The 231-nt window shown below is 38.5% G+C and carries 1 protein-coding gene; it reads right to left on the bottom strand.

What is annotated here, in order from left to right; all coding sequences use genetic code 11:
- Window positions 1-231, bottom strand: a 231-nt coding sequence (locus tag M2D63_RS26205) for an alkaline phosphatase family protein (protein WP_285865935.1), incomplete at both ends; no start/stop codon positions are given.

The raw sequence follows: 231 nt of genomic DNA, 5'->3' as shown, positions 1-231 counted from the left end.
AGTGGTATGGCAATACTTTCTTCTTATTCGCATCATATTGTTCCCAAACCTTTCGGCCTTCTGTCATAGGAATGGTAAAACGGTCACCGAAGCCACGTACACCTTTTAGTGTTCCAAAATAATTATCAAATGAACGGTTTTCCTGAGTCAAAATCACAATGTGTTTAACATCTTGAATAGTTCCACTTTCAACTTTGGCGTCAATTGCTAACGCTTTTTGAATACTCAGCG

The sequence above is a fragment of the Pseudomonas sp. BJa5 genome, from assembly GCF_030272875.2.
Classification (GTDB): domain Bacteria; phylum Pseudomonadota; class Gammaproteobacteria; order Pseudomonadales; family Pseudomonadaceae; genus Aquipseudomonas.
Note: the sequence above shows the minus strand (reverse complement) of the source record. Positions and strands in the feature narration are given on the sequence as shown.